General features: G+C 69.8%; 18 protein-coding genes and 1 tRNA gene. 5 read left to right on the top strand and 14 right to left on the bottom strand.

Annotation, left to right across the window (positions count from 1 at the left end):
* Positions 1-245: 245 nt before the first annotated feature.
* From OHA64_RS31875 to OHA64_RS31865, 3 genes are all read right to left on the bottom strand, one after another.
* On the bottom strand, positions 246-2,057 hold the full coding sequence (locus tag OHA64_RS31875) for a tetratricopeptide repeat protein (protein WP_405618956.1): 1,812 nt from the start codon (positions 2,055-2,057) through the stop codon (positions 246-248).
* A 229-nt stretch (positions 2,058-2,286) separates the two neighbouring features.
* Positions 2,287-2,360 (bottom strand) — tRNA-Met (locus OHA64_RS31870).
* Positions 2,361-2,402: 42 nt separating this feature from the next.
* Entirely contained in the window at positions 2,403-5,357 is a 2,955-nt protein-coding gene (locus OHA64_RS31865) for a UPF0182 family protein (protein ID WP_405624207.1), read from the bottom strand.
* Positions 5,358-5,520: 163 nt separating this feature from the next.
* Here OHA64_RS31865 and OHA64_RS31860 point away from each other — a divergent pair, with 163 nt between their 5' ends.
* Positions 5,521-6,063 (top strand): PPA1309 family protein, encoded by a 543-nt coding sequence (locus tag OHA64_RS31860; protein WP_405618954.1) that lies wholly within the window; start codon positions 5,521-5,523, stop codon positions 6,061-6,063.
* 9 nt (positions 6,064-6,072) lie between these two features.
* Here OHA64_RS31860 and OHA64_RS31855 read toward each other — a convergent pair whose 3' ends face one another.
* The 4 genes from OHA64_RS31855 to OHA64_RS31840 all read right to left on the bottom strand — a co-directional run bounded on the left by OHA64_RS31855 (position 6,073) and on the right by OHA64_RS31840 (position 9,359).
* The gene (locus OHA64_RS31855) at positions 6,073-7,167 is read right to left on the bottom strand and encodes a PDZ domain-containing protein (RefSeq protein ID WP_405618952.1); all 1,095 of its coding nucleotides are present in this window, start codon (positions 7,165-7,167) and stop codon (positions 6,073-6,075) included.
* Between the two features lie 25 nt (positions 7,168-7,192).
* Positions 7,193-7,384 carry a hypothetical protein gene (locus tag OHA64_RS31850; RefSeq protein WP_405624206.1) on the bottom strand — a complete coding sequence of 64 codons (192 nt, stop codon included), beginning with the start codon at positions 7,382-7,384 and terminating at the stop codon, positions 7,193-7,195.
* Positions 7,385-7,585: 201 nt separating this feature from the next.
* The gene (locus tag OHA64_RS31845; protein ID WP_405618950.1) at positions 7,586-8,047 is read right to left on the bottom strand and encodes a molybdenum cofactor biosynthesis protein MoaE; all 462 of its coding nucleotides are present in this window, start codon (positions 8,045-8,047) and stop codon (positions 7,586-7,588) included.
* A gap of 199 nt (positions 8,048-8,246) precedes the next feature.
* Complete coding sequence (locus OHA64_RS31840) at positions 8,247-9,359, bottom strand: SDR family oxidoreductase (protein WP_405618948.1); 1,113 nt, start codon at positions 9,357-9,359, stop codon at positions 8,247-8,249.
* Between the two features lie 192 nt (positions 9,360-9,551).
* Here OHA64_RS31840 and OHA64_RS31835 point away from each other — a divergent pair, with 192 nt between their 5' ends.
* A complete protein-coding gene (locus tag OHA64_RS31835) occupies positions 9,552-11,039 on the top strand; it encodes a zinc-dependent metalloprotease (RefSeq protein WP_405618946.1) in 1,488 nt (495 codons plus the stop codon).
* Positions 11,036-11,560 carry an NUDIX hydrolase gene (locus OHA64_RS31830; RefSeq protein ID WP_405618944.1) on the top strand — a complete coding sequence of 175 codons (525 nt, stop codon included), beginning with the start codon at positions 11,036-11,038 and terminating at the stop codon, positions 11,558-11,560. The genes OHA64_RS31835 and OHA64_RS31830 overlap by 4 nt, the downstream gene beginning before the upstream one ends.
* An 85-nt stretch (positions 11,561-11,645) precedes the next feature.
* Here OHA64_RS31830 and OHA64_RS31825 read toward each other — a convergent pair whose 3' ends face one another.
* The 4 genes from OHA64_RS31825 to OHA64_RS31810 form a co-directional block, all read right to left on the bottom strand.
* The gene (locus OHA64_RS31825; RefSeq protein ID WP_405618942.1) at positions 11,646-12,398 is read right to left on the bottom strand and encodes an AIM24 family protein; all 753 of its coding nucleotides are present in this window, start codon (positions 12,396-12,398) and stop codon (positions 11,646-11,648) included.
* Between the two features lie 19 nt (positions 12,399-12,417).
* Positions 12,418-13,095: an AIM24 family protein gene (locus tag OHA64_RS31820; protein WP_405618940.1), complete on the bottom strand. Its 678-nt coding sequence runs from the start codon at positions 13,093-13,095 to the stop codon at positions 12,418-12,420.
* Between the two features lie 5 nt (positions 13,096-13,100).
* Positions 13,101-14,696 (bottom strand): TerD family protein, encoded by a 1,596-nt coding sequence (locus OHA64_RS31815; RefSeq protein ID WP_405618938.1) that lies wholly within the window; start codon positions 14,694-14,696, stop codon positions 13,101-13,103.
* 210 nt (positions 14,697-14,906) lie between these two features.
* On the bottom strand, positions 14,907-15,503 hold the full coding sequence (locus OHA64_RS31810; protein WP_405618936.1) for a M48 family metallopeptidase: 597 nt from the start codon (positions 15,501-15,503) through the stop codon (positions 14,907-14,909).
* Between the two features lie 303 nt (positions 15,504-15,806).
* On the opposite strand from OHA64_RS31810, the gene OHA64_RS31805 reads away from it, so the two are divergent.
* Together OHA64_RS31805 and OHA64_RS31800 are read left to right on the top strand one after the other, a co-directional pair.
* Positions 15,807-17,030 (top strand): TOMM precursor leader peptide-binding protein, encoded by a 1,224-nt coding sequence (locus OHA64_RS31805; protein WP_405618934.1) that lies wholly within the window; start codon positions 15,807-15,809, stop codon positions 17,028-17,030.
* The gene (locus tag OHA64_RS31800) at positions 17,023-18,429 is read left to right on the top strand and encodes an ABC1 kinase family protein (RefSeq protein WP_405618932.1); all 1,407 of its coding nucleotides are present in this window, start codon (positions 17,023-17,025) and stop codon (positions 18,427-18,429) included. The genes OHA64_RS31805 and OHA64_RS31800 overlap by 8 nt, the downstream gene beginning before the upstream one ends.
* A 37-nt stretch (positions 18,430-18,466) precedes the next feature.
* Here OHA64_RS31800 and OHA64_RS31795 read toward each other — a convergent pair whose 3' ends face one another.
* The 3 genes from OHA64_RS31795 to OHA64_RS31785 all read right to left on the bottom strand — a co-directional run bounded on the left by OHA64_RS31795 (position 18,467) and on the right by OHA64_RS31785 (position 19,515).
* On the bottom strand, positions 18,467-18,679 hold the full coding sequence (locus OHA64_RS31795; protein WP_405618930.1) for a hypothetical protein: 213 nt from the start codon (positions 18,677-18,679) through the stop codon (positions 18,467-18,469).
* A 138-nt stretch (positions 18,680-18,817) separates the two neighbouring features.
* Positions 18,818-19,147 (bottom strand): hypothetical protein, encoded by a 330-nt coding sequence (locus OHA64_RS31790; RefSeq protein WP_405618928.1) that lies wholly within the window; start codon positions 19,145-19,147, stop codon positions 18,818-18,820.
* The gene (locus tag OHA64_RS31785) at positions 19,144-19,515 is read right to left on the bottom strand and encodes a WhiB family transcriptional regulator (RefSeq protein ID WP_356763496.1); all 372 of its coding nucleotides are present in this window, start codon (positions 19,513-19,515) and stop codon (positions 19,144-19,146) included. The genes OHA64_RS31790 and OHA64_RS31785 overlap by 4 nt, the downstream gene beginning before the upstream one ends.
* Positions 19,516-19,521: the final 6 nt, after the last annotated feature.

The raw sequence follows: 19,521 nt of genomic DNA, 5'->3' as shown, positions 1-19,521 counted from the left end.
CGATCCCACGGGCGACCGAGGCGGCCCCACCCGGGCCGAAGAGCGCGCCGGGGCGCAGAGCGGCACCCCCACCAGGGGTGCAGGGGACGAAGTCCCCGCCGGGGTCCAAGGGCGGAGCCCCTGGTGGGGTCGAAGGGGCGGAGCCCCTGGGGATGGGACGGGTAGGGGCGGCGGGGGCGAAACAACCCCACGGCAACGACGGCACAGGCCGAGCCAGACCCACCCCGCACCAGCTCACCGCAGCGTCACGCCGACAGCTCCTGCCGCAACGCATCCCGCAGCCGAGCCGCCCGCTCCGCAACCTCCTCCGGCCCGAGCGACACCGCCCGGTCGGCCCACCGCTGCCCCTCCGCCAGCTCTCCCCGACGCGCGTAGACCAGCGCAAGCCGCAACGCGGCCCGCCCATGCCCCGCGTCAGCCGCCCGAGTCCACCACACCGCCGCCTCCGGCTCACTCCCCTCCCGGGCAAGCAGCAGTCCCAGATTGAACGCCCCGTTACGAGACCCGGCCTCGGCCGCCTCCCGGTACCACCGGGCCGCCTCGACCACGTCACCCCGAGCCGCCGCCAGCATCCCGACCCGCACCTGCGCCCGCCGGTGCCCCTGCGACGCGGCCCGCTCGTACCACTCCTCGCACTCGCTCTTCTCGTGCGCCGACTCACCCAGCTCATGCGCGGGCTCCGGCGGCCGCCGCGCGTCCAGCACGGTGGCCAGCCGATACGCGGCCTCGGCGCTCCCTCGCCCCGCCGCACACCGCAAATGCCGCTCGGCCTCCTGTTCGTCCCCGTCCCGCAGCCGCGCGATCCCGACCTGCAACGCCGCCTCGGTGTGCCCGGCCGCCGCCGCCCGCTCGTACCACCGCAGCGCGACCGACTCCTCCGTCCGCCCGGCGAACAGGATCCCCAGGTTGAACGCGGCGTCCACACTTCCCGCCTCCGCGGCCTTGGAGAACCACGGCTCCGCCCCGGCCGGGTCCCCGCTCTGCAACAGGAGGATCGCCAGCGCGTTGGCCGCCTCCCGGTGCCCTGCGTACGCGGCCCGCCGATACCACTGCTCGGCCTGCGCGGTCCGCCCCTGCTCGGCGCAGAGCAGCCCGAGGTTGTACGCCCCGTTGTCGTCCCCGGCGTCCATCGCGGCCCGGTACCACCGCTCGGCGGTCTGCGGCTCACCTCGCTCGGCATGCAGCGCGCCCAGCGCGTTCGCCGCGTTGCCGTCGCCCTCCTGCGCGGCCCGCAGCCACCACACGGCGGCGCTCTCGGTGTCCCCGGCGTCCCGCAGCAGGAACCCGAGAGCGCAGGCGGCCCGCGCCTCACCGTCCTTGGCGGACGTCAGATACCAGCGGCCGGCCTCCTTGAGCTCACCGCGCTTCTCCAGGATCGCCCCGAGGTGCAGCGCGGCCCGCCGGTGTCCGCGCGCGGCGGCCTGCCGGTACCACTGCTCGGCCTCCTCCGTCGCGACGACGCCGTCGTCGACCCCGGTTTCCCCCTCGGGCACGGCCTTGCGATCGAGCGCGCGAGCCAGCCGGTACGCCGCCTCCCGGTGCCCCCGCTCGGCCGCCGACCGCATCCACCGCTCGGCCCCGGCGTCCCCGCGGTGCTCCAGCAGATCGGCGAGGGCGTACGCGCCGAGCGCATGCCCCTGCTCGGCGGCCTGGCGCAGCCAGTACTCCGCGGCGGGCTCGTCGCCCCGTTCGCGGTGGTGCCGGCCCAGCGCGTGCGCAGCCGCCGCGGATCCGGCGACGGCGGCGATCCGCCACCACCCGGCGGCCTCGTCGGCGTACCCACGCTGATGGAGAAGGACTCCCAGGTTGTTGGCGGCGGCCCGGTCACCGGCCGCGGTGGCGGCGCGCAGATGGGGTTCGGCTCCGTCGAGATCACCGCGGCGCAGCAACATGGCGCCGAGGACGCTCATCGCCTCGGCGTCGCCGGATTCGGCGGCGAGTCGCTGACGAACCTCCTCGGCAGCATCCTCAGCCACCTCCCCGGCCTCGTCCCGCCCGGAAGGATGCACAAAACGCCCTGTCTCGAACAGAGTTGCCTTGTCCCCCATAACGTCCATCGTCGCACCACCTGCAACCTGGGTACACCTGGTATACCGCAGCCATTGAGGTCACTACAGCGTTTTGTCGACTTGCCCACAGAGAGACAAGTCAAACACAGATCCCCCAACTCCCCTCCACAGCATCGCCGTGCCCCTTCCCGGCACATGCGTTCGCACACGACGAAGGCCCGGATCCTTTTCAGGATCCGGGCCTTCGTCGGCGTACGACTCGCGTCGCCGACTTCAGTAGCGGGGACAGGATTTGAACCTGCGACCTCTGGGTTATGAGCCCAGCGAGCTACCGAGCTGCTCCACCCCGCGCCGTTGTTCTGCAACCGTATCACGGCACGGGGTGGGCTTTGATCAGCCGCTGGGGCTGCTGCTCGGACTCGGGCTGCTCCTGGCCTTGTCGCCGGCCTTGTCGCCGCTGCCTCCGCTCTTGTCGGCCGCCGCCTGCGCGTCCTCGGCCCGCTTCAGCGCGGCCTCGAGGTCCTTCTGCGCCTTGCCGTACGCCTCCCAGTCGATCGGCTGCTTGTTCAGCGCCTCCTGGCCGGCGTCGAAGGCCTTCTGGGCGTCATTCAACGCCGCCTGGACCGTTGGGTTGGTGGACGTCGGAGGCGGGGTGGTCGTGTCGCCTTCGTCCGATGGCGGCTTGGTGGTCGCCCCGTCCGCTCCGAAGACCTTGTTGAGGGCCGCACCCAGGGTGTCCTCGAAGGCACTGGTGCCGCCGTAGGTCACCAACACCTTTCTCAGCAGCGGGTACTTCAGGCCGCCACCACGGACGTAGACCGGTTCCACATAGAGCAGTTCGCCGTCGAGTGGTACCGCCAGCAGGTTGCCGTACTCGACCTCGGAGTCGCCTCGGCTCAGCAGGCTGATGGTCTCGGCGATGTCCGGTTTGGAGTTGAACTGGCTCTGCACCTGTTTGGGCCCGTTGACGGTGGTGTTCGTCGGCAGTTTCAGGATTCTGATCTTGCCGTAGTCTCCGGTGCCCGCCTCGGCGTCGACCGTCATGAACGCACTGAGGTTGTCCCGGCCGTTGGGCGTGAACGTCGTCGTCAAGGAGAACACCTGCGAGGACTGATCGGGCATCTTCATGCTCAGGTAGTACGGCGGTACCGCGTTGCCCGACTTGTTGGTCGGGTCGTCCGGCACCTGCCACACCTCGCTGCCGCTGAGGAACGTCTGCGCGTCCTCGACGTGGTAGCGGCTGAGCAGCTCACGCTGGACCTTGAACAGGTCCTGTGGGTACCGCAGATGAGCCATGAGGTCGTCGGAGATGTCGGCCTTGGACTCGACCGTGCCCGGGAACGCCTTCATCCAGGTTTTCAGGACCGGGTCCTTGGTGTCCCACTGGTAGAGCTTGACCTCACCGGTATAGGCGTCGACGGTCGCCTTCACCGAGTTGCGGATGTAGTTGACCTGGTTCTGCTGGGCCACCACCGCACGCGAGTTGTTGGTCGCGGTCAGCGAGTCGGCCGTCGTGTCCCCCAGGGTCGTACGGGAGGCGTACGGATAACCGTTGGTCGTCGTGTACGCGTCGACGATCCACTGGATCTTGCCGCCCACGACCGCCGGATAGGCGTCACCGTCGATGGTCAGCCACGGAGCGACCGCCTCTACGCGCTGCTTCGGAGTGCGGTTGTAGAGGATCCGCGAACCCTCGCCGATGGCACCCGAGTAGAGGATCTGCGGCTCGTTGAACGCCACCGCGTACGCGGCCCGGTTGATCGGGTTGGAGAGGTTGACCCCGCTCTTGCCCGTGTAGCTGAAGGTCTTCTCGCCGGTGTCGTCGGAGTAGTCGATCTCCTTCTGGGGACCGCCGACGATCGAGTACGCGGTGGTCTTCTCGCCGTAGTAGACCCGCTGCTGGTACGTCCCGAGGTCGCCCTTGGACGGCAGGTCGGACTCGGTGAAGACAGGGCGGCCCTGGGAGTCGACCTCGGTCCCCTTTGCGGCGACCACGCCGTACCCGTGGGTGTAGCGGAAGTGGTCGTTGATCCAGTTGTTCTTCGGAATGCCGTTGAGGTTCAGTTCACGCAGACCGATGACCGTGTCCTGGTCCTTGCCGTCCTTGCCGTCCTTGCCGTACCGGTCGACGTCCAGGTTTGTGGGAAACGCGTAGTAGTTCCTGATCTGCTGAAGCTGCTGGAACGTCGGCGAGACGACGTTCGGGTCCATCAGGCGGATGCTGGCCGCGTCGTTGGCGTCGTCGCGCAGCTTGGTCTTGTCCGTGGTGTTGGACTTGCCCGCGTACTCGTCGACCTTGGCGTCGTCGATGCCGTACGCATCACGCGTCGCCTTGAGGTTCTTCTCGACGTACGGCGCTTCCTTGGCCTGCTCGTTCGGCTGGACCTGGAACTTCTGGACGATCGCCGGGTACAGGCCGCCGATGAGGATCGCCGACAGCACCATCAGGCCGAAGCCGATGACGGGCAGCTGCCAGGTGCGCCGCCACAGGGTGGCGAAGAACAACAGCGCGCAGATCACCGCGATGCAGAACAGGATCGTCTTGGCCGGCAGATAGGCGTTGGCGTCGACGTACCTGAGGCCCGTCCAGTTGTCGGTGGCCTTGAAGTCGCTGGACTTCACCGCCAGGCCGTACCGGTCGAGCCAATACGCGACTGCCTTCAGGGCGACGAAGATCCCCAGCAGTACCGACAGGTGTCCGGTCGCGGCGGCCGTGGCGCGCGCTCCCGGAGAGGTGACCCTCAGCCCGCCGTACAGGTAGTGGGTGAGCGCGGCCGCGATCACGGAGAGGATCGCGGCGGCGAAGCCGAAGCCGAGCAGGAACCGGTACCACGGCAGGTCGAAGGCGTAGAAGGAGACGTCGAGGTGGAACTGCGGATCCTTCTGGTGGAAGGGCACGCCGTTGACCCACATCAGCCAGGTCCGCCACTGGCCGGAGGCGGAGGCACCCGCGATCAGGCCCACCAGGGAAGTGACCCCGAGCAGCAGCCACTTCTTGTACGGCGCGATACCCATCCGGTAGCGGTCGAGGTTCTGCTGCTCCATCGACATGGCGCTCAGCGGCGGACGCAGCCGGTGGGCCAGCCAGATGTTGAAGCCGACCGCGAGGGCCATCAGCAGACCGAAGACGAAGAACAGCCCGATCTTGGTCCACAGGGTTGTCGTGAACACGGACGAGTAGTTCACCGACCGGTACCAGAGCCAGTCCGTCCAGAACCCCGCGAACATGGTGAACGCCATGCCGAGAACGGCAAGGACGCCCAGCGTCATGAGCAGGGTCCGGACTCGCCGGGACGGGCGGCCCACTCTGATCCGTGGCCCCGTCGGGCCTCCGCCGCGGTCCGGCATCTGGAAAGCCAAGGTGCGCACCTCGAAGTTCGCTGTTGGTCCGTCAGACCCGCGTCGTCACGGGCCGTCCATGGGCCACGTGATCGTAGGCCCTCATCTATGCAACTTACTCACGCTTTACTCGGTTCCCGATTCGGGCCGGGAACGAGGCAGGATTGTGATTATGTCCAACACTCCCATGGCGGCCAGCCCGCTCACCCGGGCGGTACTCGAGATCGACGAGTACGCCTCCGGCCTCGGCTGGGACCAGCCCGCCCGCCTCTTCGCCCTCGTAGACACCGCCCGGCTGCGGACCCAGGAACCCGCGCTCGCGGCCCAGCTCGGCCTTGAGGCGGAGCAGGAGATCACCGGCCTCACCCCGATCGAGCAGGACGAGATTCCAACGGGCAAGCCGCTCGACGAGTTCCTCGGCACCATCGCCTGGCCCGACGCCGTGGTCGGCTGCGCGCTGACCGTGGAACGTCTGATGCTGCCGCCGTCCGCCGAGGCGTCCGTCCCGGAGGGACTCGGCGAGAAGAAGCTCGCCCAGTGGGTGGCCGAGCACCCGGACCGCCAAGAGGTCCGTATGACGGTCGCGGTCCTGCGGGACGGCGCCCGCGACTCCGCCCTGCGGCTGCGCGCGAAGGACTCCCCGACGGAGGTCCTCACGGGTTCCGAACTGGTACCGGGGCTGGCGGAGGCGCTGAAGGCGACGTTCGAGGAGTAGCCCTCCGGGCTACTTCGTCGTGCACTTCGGCAGGTCGGCGGTGTCGCCGGAGCGAATGTCCTTGAGGGCGCCCAGTGCGTCGTCGATGGTGTTCACCTTGACGAGGGTGAGGCCCTCCGGGGTGTCGCTCGCGGCGGCGGCGCAGTTGTCGGCGGGCGTGAGGAAGTACTGGGCGCCCCTGTCCCGCGCGCCGACGGTCTTCATCTCGATGCCGCCGATCGGCCCGACCTTGCCGGCGTCGTCGATGGTCCCGGTGCCGGCGACGAACTTCCCGCCGGTGAGGTCGCCGGGCGTGAGCTTGTCGTAGATGCCCAGCGAGAACATGAGACCGGCGCTCGGGCCGCCGACGTCGGCGAGCTTGATGTCGATGGTGAACGGGAACGTGTGATCGGTCCCGGCGGAGATCCCGACGATGGCGCGCTTCTCACCACTGTCGTCGGAGGTCCTGGTCGTGATGGTCACGTCCTGCGTCTTCGTCGCCGTCCGGTTCTTCTTCTCGGCGGCGGCCTGCTCCTTGGCGGGCACGATCGTGAAGACGACCTTGTCGCCCGGCTTGTGCTTGGTCACCAGCTTGGCGACGTCGGCCGGCTCCTTCACCGCCGTACCGTCGACGGCTTTGATCACGTCTCCGGCGTGCAGTCGGCCCTCGGCCGGGGAGTCCTTGACGACCGTCGAGACGATCACCCATGACCGCACCGGAACGTCCAGCTCCTTCAGGGCAGCCACCTTGGCGCTCTCCTGGGACTGGCTGAACTCCTCGGCGTTCTCCTGGGTGGACTGCTCCTCGGTCTTGCCGTCGGGGTAGAGGGTGTCGTGCGGCACGACCTTGTTGTCGTGCGCGAGCCACCCGTAGACGGCCTCGACCAGGTTCATCTTGTAGTCGGCGCTGGTGACCCGCACCGTGGTCATGTTCAGATGCCCGCTCGCCGCGTACGTCTTGCGCCCGGAGATCTGAAGTACCGGCTCGCCGTCGTGGTCCCCGAGTGTGTTCACCGTCGGCCCCGGTGACATCTCCGAATACGGCACGTTGATGAAGACTCCCGCGCACAGGAGCGCGATCAGCATCAGGGTGGAGGCGAGCATCGTCGCGGTGCGGCGTGGCATGGCACGACAGTACGGGACGGTCCTGTCAGCGCATCGTCAGGGCCGCATCCGGGTCACGTGCCGGACCGGGCTTCTCCATGGCCGCCCGGAACCGGGCATATCCGTCAAGCTCGGGACCGTCACGACGAGCCTTGCGGGTCCGGTTGGCCCAGCTGCCCCACAGGCCGGCGCCGATCGCGGCCAGCAGCGGAATCAGCAACCAGACGAGCGCCCCCATGACGACCTCCAACCCCACCTGAACCACCACAACTGACTGATCAGCAGATTAGCCTTCCGCACTGACAACGCTCACGCCAGGGGTGCGGTTACGCAACCGGAGAGGTGAAGGAAGAGGTCACCCTTTCCCACCGTCCCAGCTTCCCCGAGGAGCCGATCGACCCGCCGGGGTGTCAGGCGCCGGGTTCCCGCATGGCCGGGGTCAACACGCCCCGACCCACTCCTCGGTCCCGTCGGAGAACTTCTGGTGCTTCCAGATGGGCACTTCGTGCTTGAGATCGTCGATCAGCTTCCGACAGGCCTCGAAGGCCTCACCCCGGTGGGGGCAGGAAACGGCGACGACGACGGCGAGGTCCCCGACCCGGAGCTCTCCCACCCGGTGCACCGCGGCGAGCGCCCGCACCGGATACTCCGCGACCACCTTCTCGGCGATCCGCCGCATCTCGGCCTCGGCACTGGGATGACACGAATACCCGAGCGCCTCGACATCGGCGCCCCCGTCGTGGTTCCGCACCGTGCCCACGAACAACGCGGTGCCACCGGCCGCGTCGTCCCCGACGGCCCGGAACACCTCGTCCAGGGAGAGGGCCGTCTCCCGAACGGCAAGCAGCTTGATCGGATCCTGAGCCGCCTGCTCACCGGGATGCTCGTGTGTGGGTGCCATACCCCCATCGTGCCGCACAGCCGGGACCCCGGGGAACAGCGTCATCGCCCGGCACGCGCGCGTAGTCGTTCGCAGCCTCCTGGGTCAGAGCTGGACGGCACCTTCCTGGGCACCGGCCCGCTGTTCCCGGCCCGTCCCTCGCTCATGGCGCCATGCGAAGACAGGGCCCTCGGCACACGACCAGGACACCCTCTTCGGGTCAGATCCGCCGACGCGCCTTCCGAGCCCGCCGCACCACGGCCGCCGCTCCCAGCAGCGCCACCGTCGCCCCCGCGGCCCCCGCAGCCGTCGCGTCCTTCCGTCCAAGCCGCCGCCCGGCCACCGTATGTCTCCCGGAAACCTCCTCTAGAAGCTCCGCGAGGACCTCCTCGTTGGTCCACTGCGGCCGCCACCCCGCGTCATGCAGTCGGCTCCCGCTCACCACCCAGGGGTACATGGTGTACGCCAGATCCCCTGCCGGAGACGGCGTGAGCCCGATCCGATGCAGCCGAGCCGCCGCCCCCAGCGCGACAGCCGAGGGCAGCTCCATCCGCCGGATCCCGCTCAGCTCCTCGACCTCCTCCTGCTCCAGCCACCCGTCGCATCCGACGGCCAGCTCCCCCTCGACCTTCTCCAGGACGGCGTACTCCAGAGCGCTGCACAGATCCTCGACGTGACAGAACTGCCAGGCGGGCCGGGACCCAGCCACAACGAGCAGTCGAGGTGACTCGAAATACCTGGTCAGCGCGGTGTCGGTACCGCCGACGAGCACAGCCGGCCGTACCACGGTGACATTGAGCCCCGGATGCGCCCGGGGAGCCCTGCGAGCCAGTCGCTCGATCTCCAGCAGGTCCCCGACCCCGGTCGCCTCCGCCGTGGCCCGCAGCTCCGCGTCCTCCGACAAGGGCAGCTCGTTGTCGTCCAGGGCCCCGTAGACCATGGAGGACGTGCACAGCACGGCCCGATGGACCCCGGCCGCGGCGGCCGCGGTCAGCACGGTCTGCGTACCCCGCACGTTGTACGCCGTCCGGGCGGCGGCATCGGTCTCCAGGTCGAGGTCGAGAGCCAGATGCACCACGACATCGGCCCCGCGCAGCTTCTCCGCGATGGCCGGATCCCGCACGTCCAGGATGTGCCACTGCGCGCCGGCGCACTCCCCCCGCCGCTCGTCGATGCCGATGACCTGCTTGATCTCCTCCGAAGCGGCGAGCCGCTCGGTGAGCAGCGCGCCGACACCGGACGCTGCGCCGGTGACCGCGACGACGGGCCCGCGCTTGGCGGAACTGGTTGACTGGTTTCGCGCTGCGCGAACCTGTGGATCTGGGGAACTCACCGGGCGTCTCCAGCGGTTGTCTTCAGTACGAGCGCGCGTGAAGCGTACGTACCAGGTGGCATCCATCCTGCCGCAGGCCGCGAGTCGGCGAAGCACCGAGGCCCGAACCGCCCATGGTGTCTACGCTGGGTGGTGTTGTCGGGCAGCCGCGCCGCCGGAAAGAACCGGTGGCCTTACCAGCCGAGGAATCCCGTGAGTGACACCCCATTCGGATTCGGCCTTCCGCCGGAGGAGCCGGACGACGGCGACGAGGGCAAGAAGAAGGACCCGCAGAGCGGCGGTGGTCAGGGACCGGCCAACCCGTTCGGTTTCGGCGAGATGCCGGGCGCCGGCGGCTTCGGCGGCCCGGGCGCGGACAATCCGCTCGCTGCCATGTTCGGTTCGCTGAACCCCAACGACCTGGGCGCCGCCTTCCAGCAGCTGGGCCAGATGCTCTCCTACGAGGGCGGCCCGGTGAACTGGGACATGGCCAAACAGATCGCCCGCCAGACGGTCTCGCAGGGCACGGCGGACGGCACCAAGGACAAGAGCGTCGGCCCTGCCGAGCGCACCGCCGTGGAGGAGGCCGTCCGCCTGGCGGACCTGTGGCTGGACGACGCGACGTCCCTGCCGTCCGGCGCGGCCTCCGCGGTGGCGTGGAGCCGCGCGGAGTGGGTCGAGGCGACTTTGCCCGCGTGGAAGGAGCTGGTGGACCCGGTCGCCGAGCGTGTCGGCGCCGCCATGGGTGACGTCCTGCCGGAGGAGATGCAGGCCATGGCCGGCCCGCTCATCGGCATGATGCGCTCGATGGGCGGCGCCATGTTCGGCACGCAGATCGGGCAGGCCGTCGGTGTGCTCGCGGGCGAGGTCGTCGGTTCCACCGATATCGGCCTGCCGCTCGGCCCGGCCGGCAAGGCCGCGCTGCTGCCCGTGAACATGGACGCGTTCGGCAGGGACCTCGGCGTGTCGAAGGACGAGGTGCGGCTGTACCTGGCCCTGCGCGAGGCCGCCCACCAGCGTCTCTTCGCGCATGTGCCGTGGCTGCGCTCGCACCTGTTCGGCGCCGTCGAGGGCTACGCGCGCGGGATCAAGGTCGACACCGCGAAGCTGGAGGACGTGGTCGGCCAGTTCGATCCGCAGAACCCGGAGCAGTTGCAGGACGCTCTCCAGCAGGGCATGTTCCAGCCGGAGGACACGCCGGAGCAGAAGGCGGCCCTGGCCCGTCTGGAGACGGCACTGGCGCTCGTCGAGGGTTGGGTCGACGCGGTGGTGCACGCGGCCGCGAAGCCCCGTCTGTCGGGCGCGGACGCGCTGCGCGAGACCCTGCGCCGCCGTCGCGCCTCCGGCGGCCCGGCCGAGCAGACGTTCGCCACGCTGATCGGCCTGGAGCTGCGCCCGCGCCGCCTGCGAGACGCGTCCCGTCTGTGGGCCTCGCTCACGGACGCGCGCGGTGTCGACGGCCGGGACGCCCTGTGGGCTCACCCGGACATGCTGCCGACCGCCTCCGATCTGGACGACCCGGACGGTTTCGTGCACCGCGAGCAGCTGGACTTCTCCGAGCTGGACAAGATGCTCGGCGAAGCGGCGGACAAGCCCGACCTCAGGAAGAAGGACGGGGGCCCCAAGCAGGACGGCTCCACGGACGAGGGGAACGCCAAGGGCGAGACCAAGGACGAGACCAAGGACGACGACACCGAGTGAGCCTGTACGACGACGCGGTCCTCGTTCTGAAGAACTTGAAGAATGACGAGGACCAGGAAGTGCTGCGCCAGGCCTACCTGGACCACCTCGCGGAGCACCCGGACGGCATGTGGAAAGCCTGCGAGGACGGGCACATCACGGCGAGCGCCATGGTGATCGACCCGGAGCACGGACGAGTGCTGCTCACCCTGCACAGGAAGCTCCGCATGTGGCTGCAGATGGGCGGCCACTGCGAACCGGCGGACGAGACCCTGGCCGCGGCGGCACTGCGCGAGGGCACCGAGGAGTCGGGCATCTCAGGGCTGCGCCTGCTGCCGGGCGGCCCGGTGCGCCTGGACCGCCATCGCACGCCCTGCGCCTGGCACCTCGACGTCCAGTACGCGGCGCTCGCTCCGTCCGGTGCCGTCGAAGCGATCAGCGACGAGTCCCTGGACCTGCGCTGGTTCACGTACGACGAGGTCACCGAGGTCGCCGACGAGTCGGTCGTACGTCTGGTGGAAGCGGCCCGCGCGAGACTCTGAGGCATCAAGGGCGAACGTAAGGGGCGCACGCCTTGGCGGTCGCCCCTTACGTTCGCCCTTGATGCGGAGACGGATGCGGACGGTGTCAGCTGTTGCTGCCCCCGAGGGAGTTGCCACGCAGGCCGCCGCTGCCCATGCCGAACTGGCCGAGCACGCCCGATGTCCGCAGATGCTGCGGCGGCAGCAGCTCACTGGGCTGCACCAGGACATGACCCGTCCCGGAGAACTGCATTTCCCAGCCCTCACCGCTGGAGCCCCGGCGGCGCCACACCGCGGACGTGGAGGTCGGAGCCTGGAGCTGGGTCCGCAGGGACGTCGACCAGGCGACCACGGCGTCCGCGTCGCAGCAGACGTTCTTCTCGGGGGTGACCTCAAGCACCAGCGGCTCGCCCGAGGTCATGAGGACGATCTGCCCCGAGCCGGACAGTTCCAGGTTGTAGGCGCCCGCCGAGGCCACCTCCACGGCACTGTCGACCGCGACGATGCCGACCCCGAGGGAGCCGTCGAAGGCGAGCACGTAGGAACTGTCGACGGTGAGACCGCGGCCGACCTCCATGATGTGCAGGTGCTGGGCCAGGTTGGCGAGGTAGACGACACCGTTGCCCTTGCAGCGCATGAGCTCCAGACGCTCGCCGGTCATCCGCTCGACGTTGCGCCAGCTGCGGTTGCGGTACTGGCTGTCGAACTCCACCTGCCCCTCGAAGGCCACCATGGCCCCCTGGCGCGCGAGCACGGGGCTGCTGCCCTGGGTGACGTCGGTCTTGAGGAGCTGCGGGTTCTGGAGGGTGTAGCGACCGGTGGACTCCACCGGAATGTGTGCGAAGAGTGTGCTGTGCATGATGTGCCTGGTGCTCCCCTCAGCCCCGGACCTTGAATCGGTCGCCGGTGTCCTCGCTCGGCTGGACCACTACGAAGCCCTGCCCCTTGAAACCGATCTGGAAGGCCTCACCACTGCCCCGGCCGATCAGGGCGCTCGCCTTGACCGTCCGGCGGGCCTTCATGTCCATGCCGGTCGTCCAGGCGATGAGCGCGTCCGGGTCGACGTACGTCTCACGCTCGGCGCAGTCCAGGGCCATCGGAACGCCCCGGCTGACCAGCGCGACCCAGCCCGTGCCCCGGACGACCAGGTTGGTCAGGCCGGAGCCGGACAGCTTGGCGAACCCCTTGACCGGTTCGACGGTCAGTTCCAGCGAGGCGTCGCAGGCCAACAACGTGGCGCCGTTGACCGAGAGCGCCTCGCCGTTGAGGTGGAGGACGAGGATGTCGCCGCCGTAGTCGGCCAGATAGAGGTCGCCGTCACCGCGGCAGAGCATCAGCCTGCCGCCCTCACCGGTGACCATCTCCTCCGCGGAACGACGGAGGGTGGCCGGCGGCCCGTCGAACTGCACATAGCCCTCGTACGCGATCATGGAGCCGGCCTTGGCCAGCAGATCGTGCCCGGTGGCCATGGTGACCTTGAGCGTCTTGGAACTGTGCACAGTCATCCGGACGCCGGTCGAAGCGGCGCTGTGCGCGCTGAGAGTCTGAGTGTCCATGGGTCTCACACCTCGAAGGGCTGTACGACGACGAAGTTGCCGGGGGCGCCGCGGAACTGGAGGTTCACGGCCTCGGAGGCCTGCCGGGCGTACCCGGACCGGCGCAGCCTGAGCGCGGTCGTGGTGACCGCCTGCGCGCCGGCGGACCAGGCGATGACGGCGTTTCCGTCGACGTAGGTGGCCGGGCCGACGGGGATGACGACCGGCACGCCGCGCGTCTTCACGGCGACCGCGCCCGTACCCGAGAACAGCATGCTGAACAGGCCACCGCCGGGCAGTCCCGCGCCCTCGATCCGGCGGACCTCGGTGTCCAGGGCCTCGTCGAACGCGAGCACACCCTGGGCGCTGGTGTAGAGCTGTTCGCCCTGGAGGCGGATGACGAACACGCGGCTCGCCTCGTCCGCGAGGAAGACCTCGCCGTCGCCGGAACAGCGCATCAGGGACATGCCCTGGCCGGTGAGCGCTCCGGTGAGCTTGCCGAGCAGGCCGGAGCCCTTGTGGGCGAAGTCGATGTCGCCCTGGTAGGCGACCATGCTGCCCTGCTTGGCGAGGATCGGGGCGCCCTTGGTGAGCGTGGCGCGCACGAGCTGCGGGTTCTGCTCCGTCCAACGGTCGCCGACCGGGGCTTCCGCGTACTTCGTCAGAACGACCCGCACGTTGGCCTCTGGCGGCACCGGCGCGAGCGCCGTGGCTCCGGCGAACGGCTGCCCCTGGCCGGGGAAGACCGCAGGGGCGCCCGGGGGCGTGAACGCCTGCGGGCCCGCTCCGGGTGGCGTGAACATCTGCGGGCTCGTCGGCGCGGCGGGCGCCTGCGGCGGGACGCCGGGAGGCGTGTTGGGCGGGGTGCCGGGAGGCGTGCCCACTCCGCCGGGCGGCGTGATTCCGACGATCGTCGGGGCCGTGTGGACGGACGGGGCCAGCGCGGGCGGGGCAGGCGGAGCCGGGGCGGGCGCGGAGGCAGGCGCTCCGAACGTGGGCGCGGGGGCCTGCGGCGCGGCGGCCTGCTGCGGCGGCGGTGCGAAGGCCGGCGCCTGGGTCTGTGCCGGGGCGGTCGGCTCGGGCGCGGGCTCCTCCTCGGCGACCTCGCCGCCGAAGTTCTTCAACAGCGCGTCCAGGCCCCCGTCGAAGCCCTGTCCGACGGCCGCGAAACGCCACACGTCCTTCAGGTAGAAGTCCCCCAGCATCACGGCGCGCTCGGTGGAGAACTCACCACCGTCGAAGGAGTACCGGGCGACCTCCTCCCCACCGGCGACGATCCGGACGTATCCGGGGGCGATCTGCGACATCTGGCCGGCGCCGTCGAGCGTCGCGGTGAACGACAGCTTCTGGATCTGCGGCGGGATCTGATCGAGCGTGACCCGGAAGGACTCGGTGTCGCCCGCCTGCGTGCCGAGGAGCTGGATGGAGTCCTCGGGTGACTTCGGCTGGTTGAAGAAGATGAAGTACCGGTCGTCCGAAAGCCGTTCGTCGGCGTCGAGACCGAAGCAGCTGATGTCGAAGGTCAGTCCGGGGCCGGAGATCTGTACACCCACATACAGATCCGTACCCGCGGTCAGGTCACTGATCTTGGCCTTGTGGCCTCGTTGGAATTCCCTGGCCATGCGTAACGACCGTCCCCCATCCCGAATACGAGTACGTCGCGACAGGCTAACGGCAAACTCGGACACCGACGGAAGTCGGTACAGATCCGGTACAAAATCCAGCTCGGTGAGCCGGGAGCCAGCGCTGCGGGTCGGTCGTCGCTCTCCGCGGGCGCCTCGCTCTTCGCGGGCGCCTCGCTCTTCGCGGGCGCCTCGCTCTTCGCGGGCGCCTCACTCTTCGCGGGCGACCGGCAGGTGCGGCAACCGCTCGACGGCGACCACGCCCTCGAGATAGCCCCTTGCCCGCTCCGTGCGTGGGTACGCCTCCAGCAACCGCCAGAAGCGCGGACCGTGTCCGGGCACGAGCAGATGCGCGAGCTCGTGGAGGAGGACGTAGTCGACGACGTACTCGGGCATGCCCTGAAGGCGGTGCGACAGACGGATGCTGCCCTCGGCGGGGGTGCACGAACCCCAGCGCGTGTTCTGGTTGGTGACCCAGCGCACCGAGTTGGGCCTGGCCCGGCCGTCGAAGTACTGGGCGGACAGCCGCTCGGCCCGCTCGCCAAGCTCGACGTCCCCCAGGACCCGCTTGCTCTCCTGGGCGGCCAGCTTGTCGAGCATGACACCCACCCAGCGCTGCTCCTCCGCCTCGGACATCCGGGCAGGGATGAGCACGATGGTGCGATCGCCCTCGCGGTAGGCGGAGACCGTCCGGCGACGCCGGGCACTCCTGCGCACCTCGATCGCGCTCGCCCCCGAGCCGCTCGGCGGCTGGCTCGTCGTACTGCGCTGTGGCGTTCCTGCGCGGTGCAGGGGGTCGGCGGACACGCCCCGACGTTACCCGCTGCACATGGGGGAAGTCCCGACTCCGGGACGGTTGGACTCCGATCCCCCACATGCATTTGATTCATACGACCGGCTTGTACGACGAACACCCCCGCCTGTGGACAACTTTCGGCGCCCGGCACCCGGCCCGGGGCATGCTGGGACTCGCCGGCGGAGGTGCGACGGGTGTCCGGACCGACTACCCGACGTCAACGCTGAATCCGACGGCCGAACGGGGATGTTCTACGAGGACCACGGGGGTCTGTCATGCAGCCGACGGTTTCGCAGGCGACGAAGTCACGGTCGATGGTTCCGATCGTGAAACCCGCGCTCAGGCGCGGCTGGCGCGACCTCAACACCGTGCAGTTCGGGATGACTCCGGCGCACGCGATGACATTGGGTCCGATGGACACGGCGACGGGCAGTTTCCTCGATCTGCTCAACGGCACCCGTGGGCTTCCGCTCCTGCGGGAGGAGGCCCGTCGGATGGAACTGCCCGAGGGGCATGTCGACGCCCTGGTCGAGCGGCTGGCGCGGGCCGGACTCGTCGACGACGCGAGAGGAGGCGGGCCGGGCGCCGAGGCCCTGCGGGAGAAGACGGAGGTCCTCGACCGATTGCGTCCCGATCTGGCCTCGCTGTCGCTGACCGCATCCGAGCCGGGCGAGGCGATCGGTCTACTGGCCGCCCGCCGTTCCCTTCGCGTCCAGGTGAGAGGTGCGGGCCGGGTGGGCGCGGTCCTGGCGTCGCTGCTGTCGGGCGCGGGTATTGGCGAGGTCGAGGTGCGCGACGTCGGTCGCGTCGAGCCCGGGGATGTCGCGCCGGGCGGGCTGTCAGCGGAGTCGGTCGGCGACCGCAGGGACGAGGCTGCCCGGCGGGCCGTGCGCCGAGCTGCCCCGGAAGGCCCACGGCGCCGCGGGCCCCGCACCCCGGCCGAGGACGACAACGCCGGCCTGTCCCTGGTGATCCTCGCCCCGCGGGACGACGTGGACGTGCACGCTCCCGATCCCTCCGCCGCCGGTCCCCTGATCGCCTCCGGCACCCCCTATCTGTACGCCGGGGTCGTGGAGGGAACCGGAGTGGTGGGCCCGCTCGTCCTGCCCGGCGAGACGGGCTGCGCCGGATGTCTGCACGAGGCACGCGTCGACCGTGACGGGACCTGGCCCCGCCTGGTCGCCCAGTGGCGCTCCGGCACGCCACGCCAGGCACGACAGGCGCTCCCCTGCGACCTGGCGCTGGCCACGACGGTCGCGGGTCTGGCGGCAGCGCACGCGCTCGCTTTCCTGGACGGCCGGACCCCGTCGAGTGTCGGCGCACGCTGGGAGGTCGCCCTGCCCGCCCTCAACTGGCATGCTCGGCCGGTCTGGGCGCACTCCGCATGTCCCTGCGGGGCAGCGGAGAAAGGTAAGAAGGAACACACCTCCAAGGGCGAGGATCGACACGAGACAATGGCGGAGCAACAACCGTCGAAGGAGTTACGCCGTAGGGCTGACGCGGCGCGGCTGGCTGGCACCTGGAGGGCGCATGTCTGATCTTCCCCGCAAGGCGGTCACCCGTACCGCCAAGCTCGCCGCACTCCCGCTCGGTTTCGCCGGACGGGCGACCTGGGGGCTCGGCAAGAGGATCGTGGGCGAGTCCGCCGAGCTGGTCGGCCGCGAGCTGCAACAGCGCACGGCGGACCAGCTGTTCAAGGTGCTCGGCGAGCTCAAGGGCGGTGCGATGAAGTTCGGCCAGGCCCTGTCGGTTTTCGAGTCGGCGCTCCCCGAGGAGGTCGCCGGCCCCTACCGGGCGGCGCTGACGAAGCTCCAGGAGGCGGCGCCCCCGATGCCGACCCGCACCGTGCACACGGTGTTGGCGGAGCGCCTCGGCGAGGGCTGGAAGGGTCTGTTCCTGGAGTTCGAGGACAAGCCCTCGGCGGCAGCCTCGATCGGCCAGGTTCATCGCGGGGTGTGGCACGACGGCCGGGAAGTGGCGGTCAAGGTGCAGTACCCGGGCGCCGGCGAGGCGCTGCTGTCCGACCTGACCCAACTGAGCCGGTTCGCCCGCCTGCTGGGTCCTCTCATCCCCGGCGTGGACGTCAAGCCGTTGATCACGGAGCTCAAGGACCGGGTCTCCGAGGAACTGGACTACGGCCTGGAGGCGCAGGCCCAGCGCGCCCACGCCGAGGAGTTCGCGGACGATCCGGATGTGGCGGTGCCAGGTGTGGTCCATCAGTGCGAGCAGGTTCTGGTAACGGAGTGGATGGACGGTGTCCCACTGTCGGAGGTGATCGCCGACGGCACCCAGGAGCAGCGCGACCGCGCCGGTCAACTCCTGGCCCGCTTCCTCTTCTCCGGCCCGGCCCGCACCGGCCTGCTTCACGCCGATCCGCACCCGGGCAACTTCCGGCTCCTGCCCGGTGGTCCGGACGGCGAGGAGGACTGGCGTCTGGGCGTCCTCGACTTCGGCACGGTCGACCGCCTCCCGGGTGGTCTGCCCACCCCGATCGGCACTTCCCTGCGTATGACGATCGACGGCGAGGCGGAGGCCGTCTACGAGCTCCTGTGTGCCGAGGGCTTCGTCAAGGAATCCATAGAGCTGGACCCCGACGCGGTCCTCGACTACCTCCTGCCGATCATCGAACCAGCGCAGGCCGACGAGTTCACCTTCACCCGCAGTTGGATGCGCAGCCAGGCGGCCCGCATCGCCGATCCTCGCTCCCCCGCCCATCAGCTGGGCAAGCAACTCAACCTGCCTCCGGCCTACCTCCTCATCCACCGTGTGACCCTGAGCACCATCGGTGTGCTCTGCCAGCTGGGTTCGACGGTGCGTCTGCGCGAGGAACTGGAGGAGTGGCTGCCGGGATTCGTCCCCGAGGCGAACCTGGAGACGAACGACGATGCCGGCATGACCGTGGACACTGACGAGGAGGAGTCGGTGGCGGAGGCGTGAGAGCGCCGACCCGGCTCACCACCAGGCCGGACCCTGCCTACCACCAGGCCGAGTCCAACCGCCCCTCGATCGCCGTGAGGCTCTCCCGGGAGCAGCGGTCGCAGAAGTAGTAGCGGGTGCCGTTCTCCACGGAACAGGCCCAGGTGGGCTGAGGTGCCTCGGCGCGGGCGCCACAGCGGGCGCATACGAGTGGCTCCGGCTCCCTGGCGGAGCCGCTGCCGTGATCGCTGTCTCCGGGAGGACTCGTCACCCGGGGACGATATCGCCGCGGTCTGCGGAGGACCGGCACAACGCACCGTGGGGGCCGGTCCGTTCGGTCGGACCGGCCCCCACGGGGAGAGCTCCGCCTCCCCTGGCCGGGAGGCCACCGCTTCAGGTGTGTTCGGGACTACTGCATGACGGCCATGGCGAGCGCGCGGCGGGCGCGCCGCGAGGCGCGCTCGGCCCGGCGCTGCATCCGACGGGCGGACGCCAGACGCACGGCCTGACGGTCTCGCTCGGCCTCATGCAGGAGCTCGTGCATATGCGCACGAGCCAGAGCTTCTGGGATGAGTTGCATCTCTCGGGTCCTGTTCTGGCGCGAGTCCATCGCGCCGCTCATGGTGAAGTCTTCAGGCGTCGCGCCTGCGGGCTCGTTGGTGGACGGCTTCATCGGGGCCTGCTTCTTGGGGTCGTGCGTGAGGGGACGGTCGATCGTTCCTGCGATGTTGGTGTTCATGCCGTGACCGGGTTCTTGCGCGGGCGACCACGCGGCCGCTTCCGGGCGACGACGACACCCTGCACGAACAGCTCGCCACCCCAGACGCCCCAGGGCTCACGCCGCTCCTTGGCGCCGGCGAGGCAGGCCTCGACCAGCGGGCAGGTGCGGCAGAGGGACTTGGCGTACTCGACGTCCGCCGGCGACTCGGCGAAGAAGACCTCCGGGTCGTAAGAGCGGCAGGGGACGGGTACGCCGAGGTTCTCGATGGCGTCGTCGAGCGCGGTGAGCGCAGTGAGCGGGGTCAACAAGGTGGAGTCCTCCGTGAGGCCGGGCGGGGGGATCGTTTCGGAAGGCGGTACGGACGGGGCGTGCGCTTCGAGTTGCACGGTTCG

This window comes from Streptomyces sp. NBC_00076 (assembly GCF_045041235.1).
In the GTDB taxonomy this organism is placed as follows: domain Bacteria; phylum Actinomycetota; class Actinomycetes; order Streptomycetales; family Streptomycetaceae; genus Streptomyces.
Note: the sequence above shows the minus strand (reverse complement) of the source record. Positions and strands in the feature narration are given on the sequence as shown.